Source organism: Hydrogenophaga sp. RWCD_12 (assembly GCF_046604225.1).
Classification (GTDB): Bacteria; Pseudomonadota; Gammaproteobacteria; order Burkholderiales; family Burkholderiaceae_C; genus Hydrogenophaga.
Genome location: NZ_JBKIXC010000001.1, coordinates 396,362 through 414,135 on the forward strand (window position 1 = coordinate 396,362; position 17,774 = coordinate 414,135).

Here is a 17,774-nt window from a genome sequence, read left to right on the forward strand (position 1 = left end):
CTTTCAGCGCACGCCTTCGGCGGCCATGGCGTCGGGGGTGAAGAAGCTGTCGGCGCGGCGCGGCACGATCTTGTAGTGCAGCGACCGTTCGTTGACCACGCCGCTGGCGTACCAGGCGCCCGAGATCAGGTCGTTGAAGCCCCATTGCTGTTGCGGCGTCGTTGCTGGCAGGTCGGGCATCACCACCGGGTGCGACCAGATGGTCTTCCAGAGCTGGCCGTTGGCGTCCCAGCGGTCGCCCAGCACGGCGACCCAGGTGTCTTCGTCGACGTAATAGCGGCTCTTGGGTGCCTGGTGGCGCTGGCCGGGCTTGAGGTTGGCCTCGATCACCCAGACCCGGTGCAGTTCCCAGCGCACGTGGTCGGGGTTGAGGTGGTTGGCCAGCAGCACGTCGCTGTCCTTGAGCGGGGTGTGCAGGCGGTTGCTGTTGTAGGGGATCAGCATCTCTTTCTTGCCGACGATCTTCCAGTCGAAGCGGTCGGCCCGGCCGGAGAACACATCGACCTCGTCGAAGCTCGCGACACCGCTGGTGGCGGGCGTGGGTGTGTCGCAGCAGGCGTTGGGCAGCTTGCGCACGCGGCGCTGGCCGGTCAGGTAGACCCAGACGCCGGTCTTGTCCGGCTCCATGTTCTGGCGCCCGGTGATGGCTTCGCCTGCGCGGACCGGCGGCCCGCTGTTGACCAGGCGGATCAGCCAGTAGTCACCGCCAAACTTGTCGGCCTGGCCGTTGGCGTAGTACGGCATCTGGAAGTCGCCGGTGCCTTCGACCGACAGCACGCGCTGCCCGTTGGCCGTGCCCAGGTAGCCGCGGAAGTCGGCCTGCCAGGCTTCGCCGCGCCAGTGCAGTTCGTTGTTGGCCATCACCTCCTTGCCGGTCTTGGGGATCGGGAAGGGAATGCCGCCGAAGGCGCCCTTGACGACTTCACCGTCCAGGCTCGCGCTGGTCGCGTTCTTCAACGTGTTGTCGTAGACCCATTGCGGCGCGGCGGCCGTGCGGTGGGTCTTGTAGACGTCGACGCGGAAGCTCTGCGGGTACTTCTTGAGCAGGGCCTGCGTGCCGTCGGACAGCTTGTCGGCGTACTGCGCCATGTTCGCCGGCGTGATGCTGTAGAGCGGCTTCTCGTTGGCAAACGGGTCGCCGCGGCGGCCGCCGTTCTTGAAGCCGGGGATGGCGGTGGTGTAGCCACCGGTCCAGGCCGGAATGCTGCCGTCCTTGTTGCCGGCCTTCTCGGCGCCCAGGGGCGTGAGTTCGCTTTTCAGTTTGGCGGCCTCGTCGGCGGTGACGCCGGCGTGGGCCGGCAGGCTCAGGGCCAGGGCGCACAGGCCCGCCCAGACCAGACCTTGCTGGGATGTGTTCATGGGGTGTCTCCTCGAATCAGAAAGTCGTGCGCAGCGACAGCGTCAGGTAGTTGCGGTCCTTGAGGGCCTGCAGGTACTGGGCGTTGTTGTTGGCGTCCAGCGTGGTGCCGGTCTTGCCGAAGTAGCGGACGTAGTTCAGCGCCAGGTTCCACTGGCCCAGGTAGACCGCGGCCAGGCCGATGCTCAGATCGCCGCCCTTGTCGGGGCCGAAGGCCGGGCCGACGGCCGATGAGCGGCCGTTGGTGTAGCCCACGCCGATCGAGGGCGTGAGGTCCAGGCCGGGGAGCACCTGGCGGTAGGTCGGCGCATAGACCGTGCGGACCGCCCACGCCGACTTGGTGGCGTTGGGGTTGAGCATCTGCGCGTTCTTCGTGACCTTGGTGCGGGTGTTCCACGCCACCTCGCCCAGGAAGCTCGCTTCCCTGGAGATGAAGCTCGGCCCGAGCGTCGCCAGCCAGGAGAACTGCGCGTGTGCCGACTCCCCGACCGCATAGGCCGGGTTGCTGTTGTTGTTCAGGCCGGTGTTGACGCGGATGGTCGACAGCGCGGCCTGTCCCGAACTGGCCAGCGGCGTGTTGGTGCGGTAGGACACCTCACCGGCCAGGCTCCAGTCGTCGACGGCCTTGGCGAAGCTGGCACCGAAGGCCTTCACGCCCTCGTGGTAGATCCACTGGTAGCTGCTGGGCACGACCGCGGGTGGCACGCCGGTCAGCGTGGTGACGATGTTGCTCGGTGTGGTCGCGTGGTAACGGATCGCGTAGAAGCCAAAGTCGGTGTCCAGCGCCGGCGCGCGCATGCGCACCTGCACGCCGCCCTGTCCGCTGTTCTTGGCATCCATGTCCGCGCTGCGGGTGAAGCTGGCGGTCGGGCCGGCCAGGATGCGCTCGGCGCCCGGACCCATCGAATCGCTGGTCGAGAGGTAAGCGCCGGCCGGGATCAGACGCGTCTTCTCCCACTCGTAGTTGAGGTAAGCACCGACCGAGACGTCGGACGAGAGCTGCACCTGACCCGAGACCTTGCCGGTCGGGCGGGCGACTTCCTTGAAGGTCGCGTTGGGCACCGACAGCAGCTTGACCAGGTCCAGTGGCGCCTGGCCACCCGCGATGCCGTTGGCGCCGAAAAACAGGCTCTCGCCCCAGAGCAGGGTGTGGCGGCCCAGGCGCACCGTGGCGGGCTTGTCGCCGAGGTCGGCCTTGGCGTAGACGAAGGCGTCCAGCAGCTCGGCCTTGCGGCCCATGACGTCGCGCGTCTCGGCGGCGAACTCGGTGCCCGGGAAGTGGTTGGCCGTGAACGAGGTGTTGTCGGTCTTGCCGTTGTATACGCTGTCGTACCAGGCTGCGGCGCTGACGCGGGCGCCGTAGCCCGGGCCGGCCAGGTCGAGTTCGGACAGCAGGTCCAGCCGGCTGGACACCACGCCCTTGCGGAAATTGTTGTCGCCGTCGTCCTGGTTGGCGGTCAGCGGCAGCTGTGCCGACAGGGCAGGCGAGGCACTGCCCAGTCGCGTCATGAGGCTGGCCTTGACTGTGTTGTCCCAGCGCAGTTTCCAGTCCGGATTGCCGGTATCGATCTCGATGGCACTGGCCGACTGCGCCGCCAGCATGCCCATCACCAGTGAACAGAGCGCACGTCGCCGGCCGGGCGGCAGCACAGCGGCTGCCCCGACTTGAAGTCGAACTTTCATGGGTTGTCTCCGAAGTTGTTTTGACTCTCATCCGGCCGGTTCAGCAAGCCTGGCTCGGATGGGGCGCAACTCTACGGAGACGGGTGGTATCCGGGAAATGGATTGTGCGGATTCAGGAAATCGATGCGATCAATATCAGGGTGAACCCGCAGTGGGTGGCGGGCACCCCGCGGCTCGATCAACCGCGCTGCAGCTCGACCGTGACATGCACGATCTCTTCGTGCACCGACAGCCAGCGGCGCACGTCGTCGGCGGTCAGCGTGCCGTTGTGCGTGAACAGCGTGAGCGCGCAGGCCCAGGCGCCGCGACCCACGCGCCAGACGTGCAGGTCGGTCAGCCGCAGACCATCGGCGGCCGCGTGTTCGGCGATGACCTCGCGGATTTCCTCGACCACGGGGTGGTCCATCTCGCGGTCCAGCAGCACCTTGCCGGTCTCGACGATCAGGCCCTTGGCCCAGATGGCCACCAGCACCGCACCGACCACGCCCATCACGGGGTCGAGCCAGCTCCAGCCAAACCACCAGCCGCCCGCGAGCGCGGCGATCGCCAGCACCGAGGTCGCCGCGTCGGCGATCACATGCAGGTAGGCCGAACGCAGGTTGAGGTCATCGTGGTGATCGTGCCCATGGGCGTGCCCGTCTTCGTGGCCATGACCATGGCCATGGTCGTGGTGCGCGTGGCCCAGGATGAAGGCGCTCGCCAGATTCACGACCAGGCCGAGCACGCCGACCGCCATCGCCTCGGCATAGCGGATTGGCTGCGGGTCCAGCAGGCGCTCGACCGAGCCGGCGACCATCATCGAGGCCACGCCGAGCAGGAACAGCGCGCTCGAATAGCCGGCCAGCACCTCGATCTTCCAGGTGCCGAAGGCAAAACGCGGGTCGGCAACCAGGCGCCGTGCCATCGCATAAGCCAGCGCAGAGAGGCCAATCGCCACCGCGTGCGAACTCATGTGCCAGCCGTCGGCCAGCAGGGCCATCGAGTTGAACCACCAGCCGGCAGTGATCTCCACCGCCATGGTCACGAGGGTCAGCCACATCACCACCCGCGTGCCGCGTTCCGCCGCCGGGTTGCCGCTGTCGAAGGCGTGCTGGTGGGAGCAGTGCGGAGGGTGGACGGACGGGATCGAAGTGGGCATGGCGGGCGGGCAGATGGATGCGGATGATTGTCCCGCATGCTGCGCCGCCGCCGCGGCTTCACATCGGCGATCAGACCAGTTGTGCGCTCAGTGACTGCACTTGTTGGCGCAGGTCGGCGTTTTCCGCTTCCAGCTGGGCGACGCGGCGGCGCAGTGCCTGCACCTCATCGCTGGCTGTGTGTTCATCGTCTGTGCCCACGGCGTTGTCGGTTGGCGTGTCAGCGTCGTCCCGCGGCTTGCGGCGCGACTCGCGCACGCGTTTGGCAGCCTGTTTGAGCTCGTCCTTGCCGGCGATCGCCGCCGCGCGCTGTTCTTCTTCCGGCAGCGTGGCCACGACGGCCGCCGCGTTGAGCGAGATGTCGCCGGCGCGCACAGCCGCGACCAGTTCGGGCGTTGCCTGTTTCTGGATCTTTTCGATCATGCCGACCTGGCTGCTGCTCAGGCGCGCGGCGCGCGCGATGTCTTCGCGGCTTTGCATGGGCTTGGGTTCGAGCACGGCGGCCATTGCAGACGCCTGCGTGGTCTGCTCGTCGACGGCATCGTGGGCCGTCGTTTCGGCGGACACCAGCTTCTCTGCCTTGGCACGCGAGCGCCGCCCGGCCACGATCTCGCGCTTGCGCAGCGCCAGCACGCCGCGCTGGAAGTCCGACAGGCTGCGGCGCCCCAGGTGCTGGTCGATCATCCACAGGTGCACGTCTTCCATCGACATGAAGCGCGGGTTCTGCACCGTCTGGAACGGCAGGCCGTGCTTCTGGCAGATGCCGTAGCGGTTGTGGCCGTCGACCAGGATGTCGCCCCACAGCACCAGCGCGTCGCGGCAACCTTCGGCCAGCAGACTGCGCTCCAGCGCATCGTGTTCGTCCGGGGTGAGCGGCTCGATGTAGGCTTTGAGTTCTTCCAGGACGACGATGTTCACGACAAGCTTCCCTCGGGCAAAAGGGCGCGATTGTAGAGAAACGGAAGTCGTCAGAACCCCACGGCCATGCCGTCGCGCCGCGGATCACTGGCGGCCACATAACCTTCCGCACCCGGATCGCCCAGGCGCCAGATGAACTGACCGGCCCCGAAGTCCTGGTACGGGTCGTCGATGCTCCGTGTCTGGTGGCCCAGGTCTTTGAGGCCTTGCACCACGGCCGGATCCATCGCCGATTCGACGTTGATGTGCAGCCCGGCGTCGAAGCGCCAGCGCGGCGCGTCGCAGGCGGCCTGCGGGTGCTGGCCGTGGTCAAGCATGCGCACGAGGGTCTGCACATGGCCCTGTGGCTGCATGTTGGCGCCCATCACGCCGTAGCTCATCACCGGTTGCCCGTCCCTGGTGAGGAAGGCCGGGATGATGGTGTGGAAAGGGCGCTTGCCCGGCGCGACCAGGTTGGCGGTGTTGCGGCCCGGGCCGGCACTGAGGTTGAAGCCGTGGCCGCGGTTCTGCAGGCTGATGCCGAAGCTGGGCTCGACGGCGCCGGAGCCGAAGCCCATGTAGTTGCTCTGGATGAAGCTGACCATCATGCCGCGCTCGTCGGCGGCTGTGAGATAGACCGTACCGCCCCTGGCCGGGTTGCCGGCGCCGAAGTCCTGCGCGTGGAGCGGGTCGATGAGTTTCGCTCGCTGCTGAAGGTACGCCGGGTCGAGCATCTGCGCGGCCGTCGCGTCCATCGCACTGGGCTCGGCCACGAAGCGGTAGACATCGGCAAAGGCCAGCTTCATCGCCTCGATCTGCAGGTGCTGCGCCGCGACGCTGTCGACTTTCATGGCAGACAGGTCGAAGTTCGAAAGGATGCCCAGGGCGATGAGCGCCGCGATGCCCTGGCCGTTGGGCGGGATCTCGTGCAGCGTGTACCCGCGGTAGTCCTGTGCAATGGGGGTGACCCATTCAGGTTGGTAGTTCGCAAGGTCGGCTTCGGTGAGCGCGCCACCCTGCGCTGCCGAAAACTGGGCCAGCGCCTGCGCAATGGCGCCGCGGTAGAACGCCTCGCCTTTGGACTCCGCGATGGCGCGCAGGCCGTTGGCGGCGGCCGGAAAACGGAACAGCTCACCCACCTGCGGCGCGCGGCCCCGCGGCAGGAACGCGTCCGCAAAACCGGGCAGCGCATACAGCTCTGGCGTCGCCGCGGCCCATTTCTGCTGCACCACGACCGGTACCGCGTAACCGCGTTCGGCCAGTTCGATCGCGGGTTGCATCAGGTCGGCAAACGGCAACTGGCCAAATCGCTGGCTGAGCGCGGCCCAGCCTGCCACGGCACCCGGCACGGTCACTGCGTCGAGTCCACGTTTGGGCGGCGTGAGTGCGTCGCCGCCGTACTTGCGTTGGAAGTAGTCCGGAGTCCACGCCATCGGCGCGGGACCGCTGGCGTTCAGGCCGTGCAGTTGCTGGCCGTCCCAGAGGATGCAGAACGCGTCCGAGCCGAGCCCGTTGCTGACGGGTTCGGTGATGGTCAGCGCGGCGGCGGTGGCAATCGCCGCGTCGACCGCGTTGCCGCCCTGCAGCAGCATGCGCAGACCGGCCTGCGCAGCCAGCGGATGCGAGGTGCTGACGATGTTGCGCGCGAACAGCGGCAGACGCCGGCTGGGGTAGCCGGCGTGGGCATCGAAAGCGTAGGGCGCGCCGTTCATCCCGAGGTCGGCACGCGACGGCGCACTTCGATCAGGCAACCCGCATCGCGGTGGTGGTTTGCAGGAATGTTGCGGATGACCGATTCGGTGGTGCGCAGCTGTTCATGGAGACCGGTGATCTCCCAGCTGCCGTCGGCCTTCTGTGCGCGGCGCAGACCGAAGCCGGACGCCACGCACTGGATCGGCGTCGTGGCTTCGATGGGTTCGCTGCGCGTCGGCAACTGGTGGGCCGGCTGGCGTCCAAGCCCGGTCACGACCCAGGCGCGCCCGCCGGCGTTGACGGCCGCCGCCGCAGGCACACCGCTGGGCAGCGACAAGGGGCTGCCGTTGTCGCCGGCGCGCGGATCGCCGGGCAGGCTGGTGGGACCGGTGCCTGAGCCGGTCGGGACGTTCGGGACACCGAGGCCGATGTGAGGCGTCGGGGTCACGACGGTCGGCGTCTGGCCCGGACCTGTAGCGGTCTGCGCAATGGTGATGGGCGGCTGGGCCTGCACCTGCGCAGGCCCGGGCTGACGGACCGGCGGAATGGCCACCGGCGGCTGCGCCGTGATCACCGTCGGCGGCAGCGTGGGCTGTGCCAGCGGCTGTGGGGTCGATGTCGTGACCGGAGGCCGCTGCGCCAGGGGGATAGCCGGGTTGACTGTCGTCACTGGCACCTGCGGCTGAGCCGTGATCACGGGTGGCTTGGGTTGCTTGCCGGGGGGCACCGAGACTGGCGGCTGGTTGTTGCCGGTGGTCAGGATTGGCAGCGTTGGCTGCGCGATCGGCTGCGGCGTGGAAGAGATGACAGGCTGTTGCTGCGCCAGCGGAATGGCCGGGTTCGCTGTCGTCACTGGCACCTGCGGCTGCGCGGTGATCACGGGTAGCCTGGGTTGCTGGCCGGGCGGGATTGCCAACGGAGGCTGGTTGTTGTCGGTGGTCACGATTGGCAGCGTTGGCTGCGCCAGTGGCTGCGGGGTCGAGGTGACGACAGGTTGTTGTTGCGCCAGCGGAATCGCAGGGTTGCTGGAGGTGACCGGGACCTGGGGCTGTGCCGTGATCACGGGTGGCCTGGGTTGCTGGCCAGGCGGCATTGCCACCAGAGGCTGGGTTTTGCCGGTGGTCACGATTGGCAGCGTTGGCTGCGCCAGCGGCTGCGGGGTCGAGGTGACGACAGGTTGTTGTTGCGCCAGCGGAATGGCCGGATTGCTGGAGGTGACCGGGACCTGGGGCTGTGCCGTGATCACGGGTGGCTTGGGTTGCTGGCCGGTCGGCACCGAGACTGGCGGCTGGTTGTTGCCGTTGGTCACGATTGGCAGCGTCGGCTGCGCCAGCGGCTGCGGGGTCGACGTGACGACAGGCTGTTGCTGCGCCAGCGGAATGGCCGGATTGACTGTCGTCACCGGAACCTGCGGCTGCGCCATGACCACCGGCGGCCGTTGCGGTTGTACCGTCGGAACGGCCACGGGCGGTTGCGGCGTCTGCACGGACGGCCCCTGCACGGACACCGTCAACGGCGGCACGGACTGCACCTGTGGAACCTGTGTCGGGATGCGGGTGGGTGGCAGCGACGGAGCCTGCTGCATCAATGGCCCATCGACGAAGCGCGGTCCTTGCGGCGGTGCCTGGATCTGCGTGGGTACCGGCGTCTGTGTGGGTGGCCGCACCGGCGGCTGCGGAGGCAGCACCGGCAGACGTTGGGCCGTGGTCAGCGGCGGCACCGACTGCACCTGCGGCGTCTGGGTAGGGGTGCGGGTGGGCGGAAGCGCGGGAGCCTGCTGCATCAACGGCCCATCGACGAAGCGCGGTCCTTGCGGCGGGGCTTGCGTGCCGGATGTTGCGCCGGTGCCGGGCGGGTTGTAGACCGTGGTCTGCGGCGGGCCGACGACCGGCTGCGGGCGCGGCCGATGGATCACGATGCTCGGCACCGCCTGGGTCTGGGTCGTGGTGGTCGGCTGCTGGGTGATCGCCCCGGGGTTGGTCTGCGGATCGACAACGGTGGTGCTGGTCTCGCCGGTGACCGTGACAACCTGCGGCGTAGGGCCTTGCGTGGTCCCGGGTTTGACGTTGCCGCCATTGGGGGTGACGTCCGGGGTGTAGCCGTAGTTGCCGCCGGAATTGTGGTGCCCACCAGAGCAGCCCATGTTGCTGTGCGGGTTGTGGACTCCCTGGCACCAGCCGGTGTGATGGCCGTCGGCCAGGACAGGCAGTGCCTGGAGGACGGCTGCGGCAACGACGCAGAGCGTTCGTGTCGAGGGGTGGATGTTGGACTTCATGGCTTCACCACTGGGTGCCGATTTGCAGGTAGAAGGCGGGGTCACGTTTTTCCGACAGCGGACCGTCACGCAGCGGCCACGCGCACCATGCTTCCACGCCGATGCGGTCGACCGGGTTGCCGCGCAGGCCGACCCCGGTCGAGGCCAGCGTGCGCGCGCTGCTGGCCGCGAACGCGGTCGCGACGGTGGATGCGCGGCCGGCGGACACGAAGACGAACGGTGAGAGCCGGTTCGTACCGCCGTCGTGTGATCCGTGATGGGCCAGTTCGAAGGTGAAGGCCGCACCGCGGTCACCAGCGACTTCGGCGGGCGCGTAGCCGCGCAGGAACGGGTAGTGGCCCAGGCTGAACTTTTCCACCGAAGGCAGCGACTGCGAGGTCCATTGCCCCAGGCTCTCGAAGCGGTAGCTCATGAGCGAGCGGCCCAGTGTCCAGTGGCCCGAGGTGCCCAGGCCTGCCCGGGCGTGCACGAAGCGGGAGCGCCCGTCGTCGGCTTGACCCGTTGGGGTCGACGGTCGCACACCGGCGCTGAGTTCGACGGTGTACTGCAGCAGGCGGCCATCGCTGGCGGTGTCGCCGTTGACCAGGTAGACGCGGGCGGCGGTGGCTTCGCTGCGTGGTGTCGCGTCGCCGACCTTCATGCGGGCGCGCGAGAAGTCGAGTGCGCCGATCACGTAGCTGAAGGCGTGCAGGTCGCGCTGGACCGGGTAGCCCCAGGCAGCGGTGACGTTGGTGCCGCGCAGTTCGGTGCTCAGCGCCAGTCCACCGGGATCGCGGTCGGAACGGCCGTTGCCACCGATGATTTCCAGGTAGTCGCCGTCGTCGCCGCGTGGTGTGCGGTAGTGGAAGCGGGCGAGCCAGGAATGGCCATCGCTGCGGTCGCGCGTGACCATGCCTTGCAGGCGCAACAGGTCGCCCGCGTTGATCACGCTGTAGCGCTCGTGCTGCAGGCCCAGACGGGTGGAGTAACCGGGTCGCATCGGCACCCAGTCGATGCTGGCGGAGGTGAACGGCAGGTTCTGTGTGACCGTCGCGTCCAGGCGGTGGCCGTCACCCTGCAAGGGCACCAGCGAAGAGGTGACGTTGACGTTCGCCAGGTCGTCGGCCAGGGCGACCGCGCGCTCCAGTTCCGACTGCATCAGCGGTGCCGGGTGCAGCACCGAGTTCAGATAGCGCTCGATGCGCAGCCGGGTTGGCCCGTCGGCGCCGATCACGTTGACCTGCGCCACATGGCCTTCCATGACTTCCCAGCGCAGCGACGCGGTGCCCGGGTCGGGGCGGACCGCCACTTCGGCGAGGGCGTGGCCGTCTTCACGATAAATCTGCTCGATGCCCTCGGCCACCGAGCGGGCCGTGACCGGTTGACCGCGGCTGCGCAGCCAGGCCAGCGAGAACTTCAGCAGGTCTTCGGCGGCATAGGCCCTGGCACCGGTCACTTCCAGGTGTGCGGGCCGGTACGGCAGCTCGGCGAAATCGGCAGCGGGTGGAGTCTGCGCCTCGCCAGTGGCGCAGGCCATGACAAGAACCGCGCCGCCAACGAGGCGCGAAATCGGTGGTGTGGTGTGTCTGGCTGGATGCATCCCTGGCCCCCCTGGTTTTGCGGCTCCCGTCGTGTTGCGACACGGGAACCCGAACGCCAATTTGTCATACTGCCCCCATTCTTTTCCCAGTCGGGAGGCTTGTCATGCGATTTCGTGGTCCTGAAACCGGGCTGTTGGACGAAAGCCTCAACGCTGCCGGACGCGGAAGCGGCCCCGATCCGCTGGACCGCCGGGCTCCGGTCTGGGGCGTGCTGCTGGTCGCGTTCGTGCTGCTGGGCTGGGGCGAAATCCGGGCCACCGACCCCTACACCAGTCCGGCTTTCGTGGTCGGCTACTTCTGGACCGAACTGCAGGTGTCGGCGCTGCTGCTGGTGGCCACCGCGCTGTTCTGGCCCAGGCAGCGGTTGGGGCTGAGCGCGCCACGGCCTGCGCCGCTGCGGTACCTCGCGCCGCTGGCGTTGCTGGTGGCAGCGGCTGTGGCCGTGCGGATCTGGGTGGCGACGCAGATTCCCGTGGACGCGGCGCCAGATGCGGCGACCAGCTGGAAGCTGCTGCGCACGACGCTGGTGGTGGGCCTGAACGAGGAGTGGCTGTTCCGTGGCCTGGCGTTGGCAGCCTTCTGCCGCTGGTGGGGCTGGCGGCGCGGCTGGCTGGCGGCCCTGCTGGCGTTTGCCTGCGTGCACCTGCTCAACCTGATCGGCGGCGTGCCGCCCATCGGAGCCGTGTTCCAGTTCGTCAACACCTTTCTGATGGGCTCGGTGTTCCTGCTGGTGGCGGTCAACACCCGCTCCCTGCTCCTGCCCATGCTGGGCCACGCGGTCTACGACTGGTCGGTGGTCGATACCGTGCGCTACGTCGCGGCGGGAGCCCCCAACACCGCCTCGCTGACGCTGTCGGTGTTCGCCTTGCTGCTGGGGCTCTTCAGTCTGTGGACGCTCTGGCGCACGCCCGCGCTGGCGCCATACACAGACTGACCCGTCAACGGATCAGGCCCGGGGCGTCAGGGGCGGCTGGGGCTGGCGCGCGGCCCAGGCCGCGTCGGGAGCCACGACCTGCGGCGACGGCGGGTCGGTCATGTAGTGCGGCGACATGATCTGCACGCTGTTTTCGTTGAACACATCCTGCACGTTGGCGTTGAGATGGCTCATGGCCTTGGCGCGGCTGTCCGGGGCGGCGCGGTTGCTCTGGGCGCAAAGGCGGTATTCCACATAGAAGTCCGACAGCGCCGTCTGCACCACGTAAGGCGCAGGTTCCGGTGCCACACCCGGCGTGCGGCGCGCGGCCTCCAGCAGCATCGCGTGCACCTGGCGCCACGGCGTGGCGTATCCGATGGTCACCGTGGTCTGCAGCACGAAGCGGCCGTCCTGCACCAGGCGCGAGAAGTTGCGCACCGGCTGGCCGAACACCACCGAGTTGGGCAGGCTGACCTCTTCGCCCATGCCGGTGTGCAGCTTGGTCGCGAAGACGCCCAGCTGGGTCACTGTGCCTTCGGTGTCACCGATGCGCACGTACTCGCCCACGCGCAGCGAGCGCGAATACATCAGCGACATGCCCGCCATCACCTGACCGATCACGCCCGACCCGCCGAGCGACAGCATCAGACCGACCAGCACCGACACGCCACGGAAAGCGTCGCTGTTGGCACCGGGTAGATAGGGGTAGGCCATCGCCAGGGCGAACAGCCAGATCGCCACATTGCTGATGCGGCGCGTGGGGGTGACGGTGTCCATGTCCAGCCAGCCCACGCTGGCCTCGCCGCGCTGCACGCGGTTGAGGAACGCCGAGTTGGCGCGCGAGACAAGCCGTGCCAGGGTGAAGATCAGCACCGCTACCACCAGACCCGGCAAGGCCCCGGCGATGCTGGTGGCCAGGTGGCTCAGGGTTTCGATCAGCCAGGCGGTCGAGCGCTCGCCCCACGGGCGGGTGGCGTCGAACTGCTCGAGCACGAAGGTCACCCAGACGTCGGCGAGCAGGAAACACAGACCCCAGAGGATGACGTCGCCGAGGAACTGCAGCGACGAGCGTGCGAAATCGACGTAGTGGCTCAGGGAACCCTTGCGCTCGCGCAGTGCGGTCTGCACCCGCAGTCGCAACCAGCGGCGCGTGTAGAGCATGGCGCGCAGCAGCAGCCAGGCCAGCAGCGTGGCCAGCAGGGACCAGGCCAGTCCGATGCCCACGGACTTCAGCAGGGACAGGGTGTTCGGATCGAAGGTCATGTGCGCCGGATTCGTTCGGGTGCACCGATTATGCAAAGGGCGCGGCGGCCGGGAGCACCCAGACGCGCTGCCCGCCGACCGCATGGAAGTTTCGGCCCGGTGCCGCGGGCATGAGGTGACCGCCGGTGAAGGCGCCGAAGGCGGGCAGGACGGCCTGACCCGCCTCGCTGACGAAACAGGGCAGACGCAGCGCGTCGTTGGCCCTTCCGCTCAGGCGACAGACCGGGTGCAGGTGTCCCGCCAGGACGAAATGTGTCGGGTGGGTTTGTGGATGGTGGCAGCAGGCGAACGGGCCGAGCAGCCAGGGCTCGTCGACCACTTCGATGCTGGTCTCGGGCGGCGGGTCGCCTGCTCGGTCGTCGTGGTTGCCACGGACCAATGTCATGTCAATGCCGCGGTGCCGCTCGCGCCAGTCTTCCAGGGCCTTGAGGAGCGAGGGCGTGCGCCCGGCGGCCGCGTGCATGAAGTCGCCCAGGAACACCAGCCGTTGCGGCCGGTGCCCGGAGATCAGTGCGTCCAGCCGGGCGAGGTTCTCGCGCGTGGTGCCGCCCGGCACGGGCTGACCCTGCGCCCGGTAGCTGGCGGCCTTGCCCAGGTGCAGGTCGGCGATGAGCAGCGTCTTACCTGCCGGCCACCACAGGGCATGGCTGGGCAACAGGTGCAGCGCCTCACCGGCCCAGTGGACGGTGGCGTGGGTGCTCATGCGTAGTCGTATTCGCCACCTTTCTTCAGCGCGGCCTGGTAGGCCGGGCGGGTGTGGATCTTCTTGAGCCAGGCCATGGTGGCGGGTCGCGAAGCGCCGAGGCCGCCGCGCGACACGGCCGCTTCGAGCGGGAAGCTCATCATGATGTCGGCGGCGGTCATCTGCTGGCCCGCGAACCAGGGGCGCGAGGCGAGTTCCTGCTCGATGTAGTCGAGGTGAACGTCCAGCATGGGCTGCACCTTCCGGATCGCGATCTTTCCCATCAACGGGATCTTGGACATCGCCAGGATCAGCAGCAGCATGGGCATGACCGAGCCTTCGGCGTAGTGCAGAAACTGCCGGTAGCGGCGCACTCCCACACCGCTGTCGGCCGGACCGAGACGGCCCGTTTTCTCGACCAGGTATTCGCAGATCGCGCCGGTCTCCACCAGCTTCACCGCACCGTCTTCCAGCACCGGCGACTTGCCCAGCGGATGGACTTCCTTCAGTTCGGGCGGCGCGAGCATGGTGAGCTTGTTGCGCTCGTAGAAGCGGATTTCGTAGGGCAGCTCCAGCTCTTCGAGCATCCACAGCAGGCGCTGCGAGCGGGAGTTGTTCAGGTGGTGGACGATGAGTGTCATGGGATTTCCGTGGAAGGCGTGAAGCGACGGATTGTGTTGGTGAATGGGGGTTCTGGGCTGGGGCGCGCAGCCTAAAGGGGTCTTCGGGGCCGGTGCGGGCGCCGGTCACGCTTCTCGCGGGGCGCTGATTTGTCTGGTGCTCCCTCGCGGCCAAAGGCCAGCGAGCCGCGCACCGCTTCGGCATCGCTGCCAGGCGCTCCACCAGCCGCTTTCTCCAGCTGCGCCAGCATGCGCGCGATGCGGTCGGCCACGCTTTCGTTGCTCAGTTTCTCTCGCAGGCGCTCGACCATCAGCGGAAACGCGAATGGTGTTGCGCGTTCGAGGGTCTTGAGAACCAGGGTCTGCCGCGCCATGCGGCGCAGGGCGTCGCGCAGGCGGCCGACCTCCAGTTCCTGCGCCAGCAGTTCGGTTTCTGCCTGCTGCAGCAGGCGGTTGTCCGGGTCGTACTTGCGGAACACCTCCCAGAACAGGCTGCTGGAGGCCTGCAGTTGCCGGCTGCTGCGTTTCTCACCGGGATGGCTCTGGAAGATCAGACCCGAGACACGTGCGATCTCGCGAAATCGCCGCTGAGCCAGCTCGCTCGCGTTCAGGCTCTGCAGGATCTCGCCCAGCAAGGCGCCATCGTCCGTCTGCTCCTGCAACAGCGTGGGCAACAGGGAGGACCAGTCGATGTCCGTCGCGCTCAGCAACTCGAAGCCGTAGTCGTTGACGGCGATGGAGAAGGTGTTGGGCGCCCGCTGCGCCACGCGCCAGGCAATCAGGCTGGCCAGGCCCAGGTGCGCATGGCGGCCGCCGAAGGGATAGAGGAACAGGTGTGTGCCTTCGCGCGAGTGCATTGTCTCGGCCAGCAGCGTGTCGGGCGAGGGCAGGGCGGACCACTGGGCCTGCAGTTCCAGCAGCGGCCGTGCGGCCTGCAGTTCGGGGTCATCGAAATCACCCATCCGGACCCTCGCCAGCTGCGCCACCATTGCGTCGGCCAGCGTGGTCGACAGTGGCATCTTGCCGCCGTTCCAGCGTGGCACGGCGGGCTTGCGGCCGGTCGCGCGTTTGACCCAGGCCGTCATGTCGTGGATGCGCACCAGCTCCAGCAGGCGCCCGCCGAAGGTGAAGCAGTCACCCGGCTTCAATCGGGCCGCGAAGCTCTCTTCGACATTCCCGATCTTGCTGCCGCCCAAGTACTGCACCGCCATGCTGGCGTCGCTGACGATGGTGCCGATGTTCATGCGGTGGCGCCGCGCCAGCCGCGCGTCCGGCACGCGCCAGAGGCCGTGTTCGTCGGCCACCACGCGGTGGTAGTCCGGGTAGGCGGCCAGCGAGGCACCGCCCTGCGACACGAAGTCCAGGCACCAGCGCCATTGCTCATCCGTCAGCGCGGCATACGCGGCCGTCGTGCGGACTTCGGGCAGCAGTTGATCGGGCCTGAAGCCACCGCCCAGCGCGGCGGTGACCAGGTGCTGCACCAGCACATCCAGCGGCTGCCGAGGCGTCTCGCGGGCCTCGATCTGTCCGGCTGCGACCGCCGCGCGCGCCGCTGCACCTTCGACCAGCTCCAGGCTGTGCGTGGGCACGATGCTCACGCGCGAAGGCCGACCCGGAGCGTGGCCTGAGCGGCCCGCGCGCTGCAGCAACCGCGCGATGCCTTTGGGCGAACCGATCTGCAGCACGCGCTCGACCGGCAGGAAGTCCACACCCAGGTCCAGGCTGCTGGTGCAGACCACGGCGCGCAGCTCGCCCGCCTTGAGCCCGGCCTCGACCCACTCGCGCACCGCACGGTCCAGTGAGCCGTGGTGCAGCGCGATCAAACCTGCCCACTCTGGTTTGGCGCCGAGCAGTGCCTGGTACCAGATCTCCGCCTGCGAGCGGGTGTTGGTGAACACCAGCGTGCTGCCGCTGCCCTCGATTTCGTTCACCACCGCCGGCAGCATGGCCAGGCCCAGGTGCCCGCCCCAGGGGAAGCGGTCCACGCGCGGCGGCAGCAGGGTGTCCACGGTCAGTTGCTTGGGCGTCTGCCCGCGCACCATGCGGCCGGTCGCGGCGGCCTGCGGGCCGAGCAGCGTCTGCATGGCTTCATCGAGATTGCCCAGTGTGGCCGACATGCCCCAGACCTGCAGGCCCGGGTTCCAGTGCCGCAGCCGCGCGATGGCCAGCTGCGCCTGTACGCCGCGCTTGTTGCCCATCAGCTCGTGCCACTCGTCCACCACCACAAGAGCGGTGCGACCCAGCGACTCCTTCGCGTCGGCCCGCGCAATCAGCAGGGTCAGGCTTTCGGGTGTGGTCACCAGCACCGTCGGCAGGCGCTCGGCCTGCTTCGCACGTTCGCTGCTCGACGTGTCACCGCTGCGCGCGCCGGCGGTCCACGCGGGCGCCAGAGCGGGCAGCGGCGTCTGCAGCGCCCGCAGCGTGTCGGCCGCGAGCGCACGCATCGGCGTGAGCCAGACCACGGTCAGCGGCGGTGTGCGCTTCGCATCGGCATCTGCCAGCGCTTGCAGCGCACCCAGCCAGACCGCGTAGGTCTTGCCCGCGCCGGTGGTGGCGTGCAGCAGGCCGCTTTCTCCGCGTGCCATCGCGGCCCAGACCTCGCGCTGGAAAGGGAAGGGCGACCAGCCGCGCGCGGCCATCCAGGCGGCGGCGTCGGGTCGTGGGGTTGGAGGGGTGCGGGGGGGCACGGTGCGGCCATTCTGTCACCCGACCGCGCGTCGCCGTGGTGCAGGGTCAAGACCGGGGCCGCGTCACCCACCAGGCCGAGGCGACGATCAGCAGCCCGCCCAGCCAGCCCTGCAGAGTCGTCCGTTCGCCCAGCCACATGACCGCAATCAGTGCGCCCCACAGCGGCTCGCTGCCCATCAACAGCGCGACCCGAGAAGGGCTGGTGCGGGAGGCCGCATAGTTCTGTGCAAAGAAGGCCAGCACCGTGCACAGCAGCACCAGAAAGGCCATGGCCCACCAGAACGTGGCGGTCACGGGCAGCGTCACCCACCCTGGCCCTGGGACCACCAGCAGCAGCAAAGCAGAACCCAGCGTCATCACACCCATCTGCACCGCCGTCATCGTCAGAGCTGGAAGGCCATGGCGCTGACCCTGGCGCCGCGTCAGGCAGACCATGACGCCCCGCAGGAACGCGGCCAGCACCATCAGCGCATCGCCGCAGGCCAGGGTCGACAGCGTGCCGCCGTGCTGGAAGGCCAGCAGGCCCGCACCCAGCAGCGACAGCGCCGCCGCGGCCAGCACGGTGCCGGTGGGCTTGTGTCCCAGCAACCACCATTCGCACAGCGGCGTGAACGCCACACACAGGCTGATCAGAAAGGCCGCGTTCGACGCCGTGGTCAGCGACACGCCAAAGGTCTCGCAGACGAAGACCGCCAACAGGTTGCAGCCCAGCAGCGCCGCTCCGGCCAGCGCCGATGGCCAGGCAGGGACCGCCAGCCCGCGCAGCGCGGGCAGCAGCAACACGAAGGTCAGGCCGAATCGCAGCACCAGGAACTGCAGCACCGGGATCTGGTCGGTAGCGATCTTGGCAGCGCTGTAGCTGCCGCCCCAGATGGCAGCGACCAGGAGCAGCAGCCATTCGACGCGGGGCATTCGGGAGCGGGAAGCGGGCAGGGTGATCGAAACAGGCATGCACCGATTGTTCGGGCGCACTCGCCAGCCGACTAGA

Annotated in this window: 13 protein-coding genes; 1 reads left to right on the forward strand and 12 read right to left on the reverse strand. The window is 68.4% G+C overall.

Going from position 1 to position 17,774, the window contains the following annotated elements; all coding sequences use genetic code 11:
• Positions 1 to 3: 3 nt before the first annotated feature.
• The 7 genes from ACLIJ1_RS01935 to ACLIJ1_RS01965 form a co-directional block, all read right to left on the reverse strand.
• Positions 4 to 1,359, reverse strand: a complete 1,356-nt coding sequence (locus ACLIJ1_RS01935) for a DUF1329 domain-containing protein (protein WP_411363792.1) — start codon at positions 1,357 to 1,359, stop codon at positions 4 to 6.
• A 16-nt stretch (positions 1,360 to 1,375) separates the two neighbouring features.
• On the reverse strand, positions 1,376 to 3,040 hold the full coding sequence (locus ACLIJ1_RS01940) for a DUF1302 domain-containing protein (protein ID WP_411363793.1): 1,665 nt from the start codon (positions 3,038 to 3,040) through the stop codon (positions 1,376 to 1,378).
• Positions 3,041 to 3,218: 178 nt separating this feature from the next.
• Positions 3,219 to 4,178 (reverse strand): CDF family Co(II)/Ni(II) efflux transporter DmeF, encoded by a 960-nt coding sequence (gene dmeF / locus ACLIJ1_RS01945; RefSeq protein ID WP_411363794.1) that lies wholly within the window; start codon positions 4,176 to 4,178, stop codon positions 3,219 to 3,221.
• 70 nt (positions 4,179 to 4,248) lie between these two features.
• Complete coding sequence (locus ACLIJ1_RS01950) at positions 4,249 to 5,094, reverse strand: plasmid replication/partition related protein (RefSeq protein WP_411363795.1); 846 nt, start codon at positions 5,092 to 5,094, stop codon at positions 4,249 to 4,251.
• A gap of 50 nt (positions 5,095 to 5,144) precedes the next feature.
• Complete coding sequence (locus ACLIJ1_RS01955; protein ID WP_411363796.1) at positions 5,145 to 6,785, reverse strand: gamma-glutamyltransferase family protein; 1,641 nt, start codon at positions 6,783 to 6,785, stop codon at positions 5,145 to 5,147.
• Complete coding sequence (locus tag ACLIJ1_RS01960) at positions 6,782 to 9,040, reverse strand: hypothetical protein (protein ID WP_411363797.1); 2,259 nt, start codon at positions 9,038 to 9,040, stop codon at positions 6,782 to 6,784. Before ACLIJ1_RS01960 ends, ACLIJ1_RS01955 begins: the two co-directional genes overlap by 4 nt.
• A gap of 4 nt (positions 9,041 to 9,044) precedes the next feature.
• On the reverse strand, positions 9,045 to 10,619 hold the full coding sequence (locus ACLIJ1_RS01965) for a ShlB/FhaC/HecB family hemolysin secretion/activation protein (RefSeq protein ID WP_411363798.1): 1,575 nt from the start codon (positions 10,617 to 10,619) through the stop codon (positions 9,045 to 9,047).
• Between the two features lie 104 nt (positions 10,620 to 10,723).
• Here ACLIJ1_RS01965 and ACLIJ1_RS01970 point away from each other — a divergent pair, with 104 nt between their 5' ends.
• On the forward strand, positions 10,724 to 11,554 hold the full coding sequence (locus ACLIJ1_RS01970) for a CPBP family intramembrane glutamic endopeptidase (protein ID WP_411363799.1): 831 nt from the start codon (positions 10,724 to 10,726) through the stop codon (positions 11,552 to 11,554).
• A 12-nt stretch (positions 11,555 to 11,566) separates the two neighbouring features.
• Here the strand turns inward: ACLIJ1_RS01970 and ACLIJ1_RS01975 are convergent, their stop codons facing one another.
• The 5 genes from ACLIJ1_RS01975 to ACLIJ1_RS01995 all read right to left on the reverse strand — a co-directional run bounded on the left by ACLIJ1_RS01975 (position 11,567) and on the right by ACLIJ1_RS01995 (position 17,737).
• A complete protein-coding gene (locus tag ACLIJ1_RS01975; protein WP_411363800.1) occupies positions 11,567 to 12,796 on the reverse strand; it encodes a mechanosensitive ion channel family protein in 1,230 nt (409 codons plus the stop codon).
• A 28-nt stretch (positions 12,797 to 12,824) separates the two neighbouring features.
• Positions 12,825 to 13,499: a ligase-associated DNA damage response endonuclease PdeM gene (gene pdeM, locus ACLIJ1_RS01980; RefSeq protein ID WP_411363801.1), complete on the reverse strand. Its 675-nt coding sequence runs from the start codon at positions 13,497 to 13,499 to the stop codon at positions 12,825 to 12,827.
• Positions 13,496 to 14,119 (reverse strand): glutathione S-transferase family protein, encoded by a 624-nt coding sequence (locus tag ACLIJ1_RS01985; RefSeq protein WP_411363802.1) that lies wholly within the window; start codon positions 14,117 to 14,119, stop codon positions 13,496 to 13,498. The genes pdeM and ACLIJ1_RS01985 overlap by 4 nt, the downstream gene beginning before the upstream one ends.
• Positions 14,120 to 14,190: 71 nt before the next feature.
• The gene (locus ACLIJ1_RS01990; RefSeq protein ID WP_411364766.1) at positions 14,191 to 16,737 is read right to left on the reverse strand and encodes a ligase-associated DNA damage response DEXH box helicase; all 2,547 of its coding nucleotides are present in this window, start codon (positions 16,735 to 16,737) and stop codon (positions 14,191 to 14,193) included.
• A gap of 94 nt (positions 16,738 to 16,831) precedes the next feature.
• Positions 16,832 to 17,737 carry a DMT family transporter gene (locus ACLIJ1_RS01995; RefSeq protein WP_411363803.1) on the reverse strand — a complete coding sequence of 302 codons (906 nt, stop codon included), beginning with the start codon at positions 17,735 to 17,737 and terminating at the stop codon, positions 16,832 to 16,834.
• Positions 17,738 to 17,774: the final 37 nt, after the last annotated feature.

Coding starts and splice junctions, on each gene's coding strand:
- ACLIJ1_RS01975 (WP_411363800.1), bottom strand. CDS start 12,796: ATGACCTTCGATCCGAACACCCTGTCCCTGCTGAAGTCCGTGGGCATC.
- ACLIJ1_RS01995 (WP_411363803.1), bottom strand. CDS start 17,737: ATGCCTGTTTCGATCACCCTGCCCGCTTCCCGCTCCCGAATGCCCCGC.
- ACLIJ1_RS01970 (WP_411363799.1), top strand. CDS start 10,724: ATGCGATTTCGTGGTCCTGAAACCGGGCTGTTGGACGAAAGCCTCAAC.
- dmeF (WP_411363794.1), bottom strand. CDS start 4,178: ATGCCCACTTCGATCCCGTCCGTCCACCCTCCGCACTGCTCCCACCAG.
- ACLIJ1_RS01935 (WP_411363792.1), bottom strand. CDS start 1,359: ATGAACACATCCCAGCAAGGTCTGGTCTGGGCGGGCCTGTGCGCCCTG.
- ACLIJ1_RS01990 (WP_411364766.1), bottom strand. CDS start 16,737: ATGGCCGCGCGCGGCTGGTCGCCCTTCCCTTTCCAGCGCGAGGTCTGG.
- pdeM (WP_411363801.1), bottom strand. CDS start 13,499: ATGAGCACCCACGCCACCGTCCACTGGGCCGGTGAGGCGCTGCACCTG.
- ACLIJ1_RS01955 (WP_411363796.1), bottom strand. CDS start 6,785: ATGAACGGCGCGCCCTACGCTTTCGATGCCCACGCCGGCTACCCCAGC.
- ACLIJ1_RS01965 (WP_411363798.1), bottom strand. CDS start 10,619: ATGCATCCAGCCAGACACACCACACCACCGATTTCGCGCCTCGTTGGC.
- ACLIJ1_RS01940 (WP_411363793.1), bottom strand. CDS start 3,040: ATGAAAGTTCGACTTCAAGTCGGGGCAGCCGCTGTGCTGCCGCCCGGC.
- ACLIJ1_RS01960 (WP_411363797.1), bottom strand. CDS start 9,040: ATGAAGTCCAACATCCACCCCTCGACACGAACGCTCTGCGTCGTTGCC.
- ACLIJ1_RS01985 (WP_411363802.1), bottom strand. CDS start 14,119: ATGACACTCATCGTCCACCACCTGAACAACTCCCGCTCGCAGCGCCTG.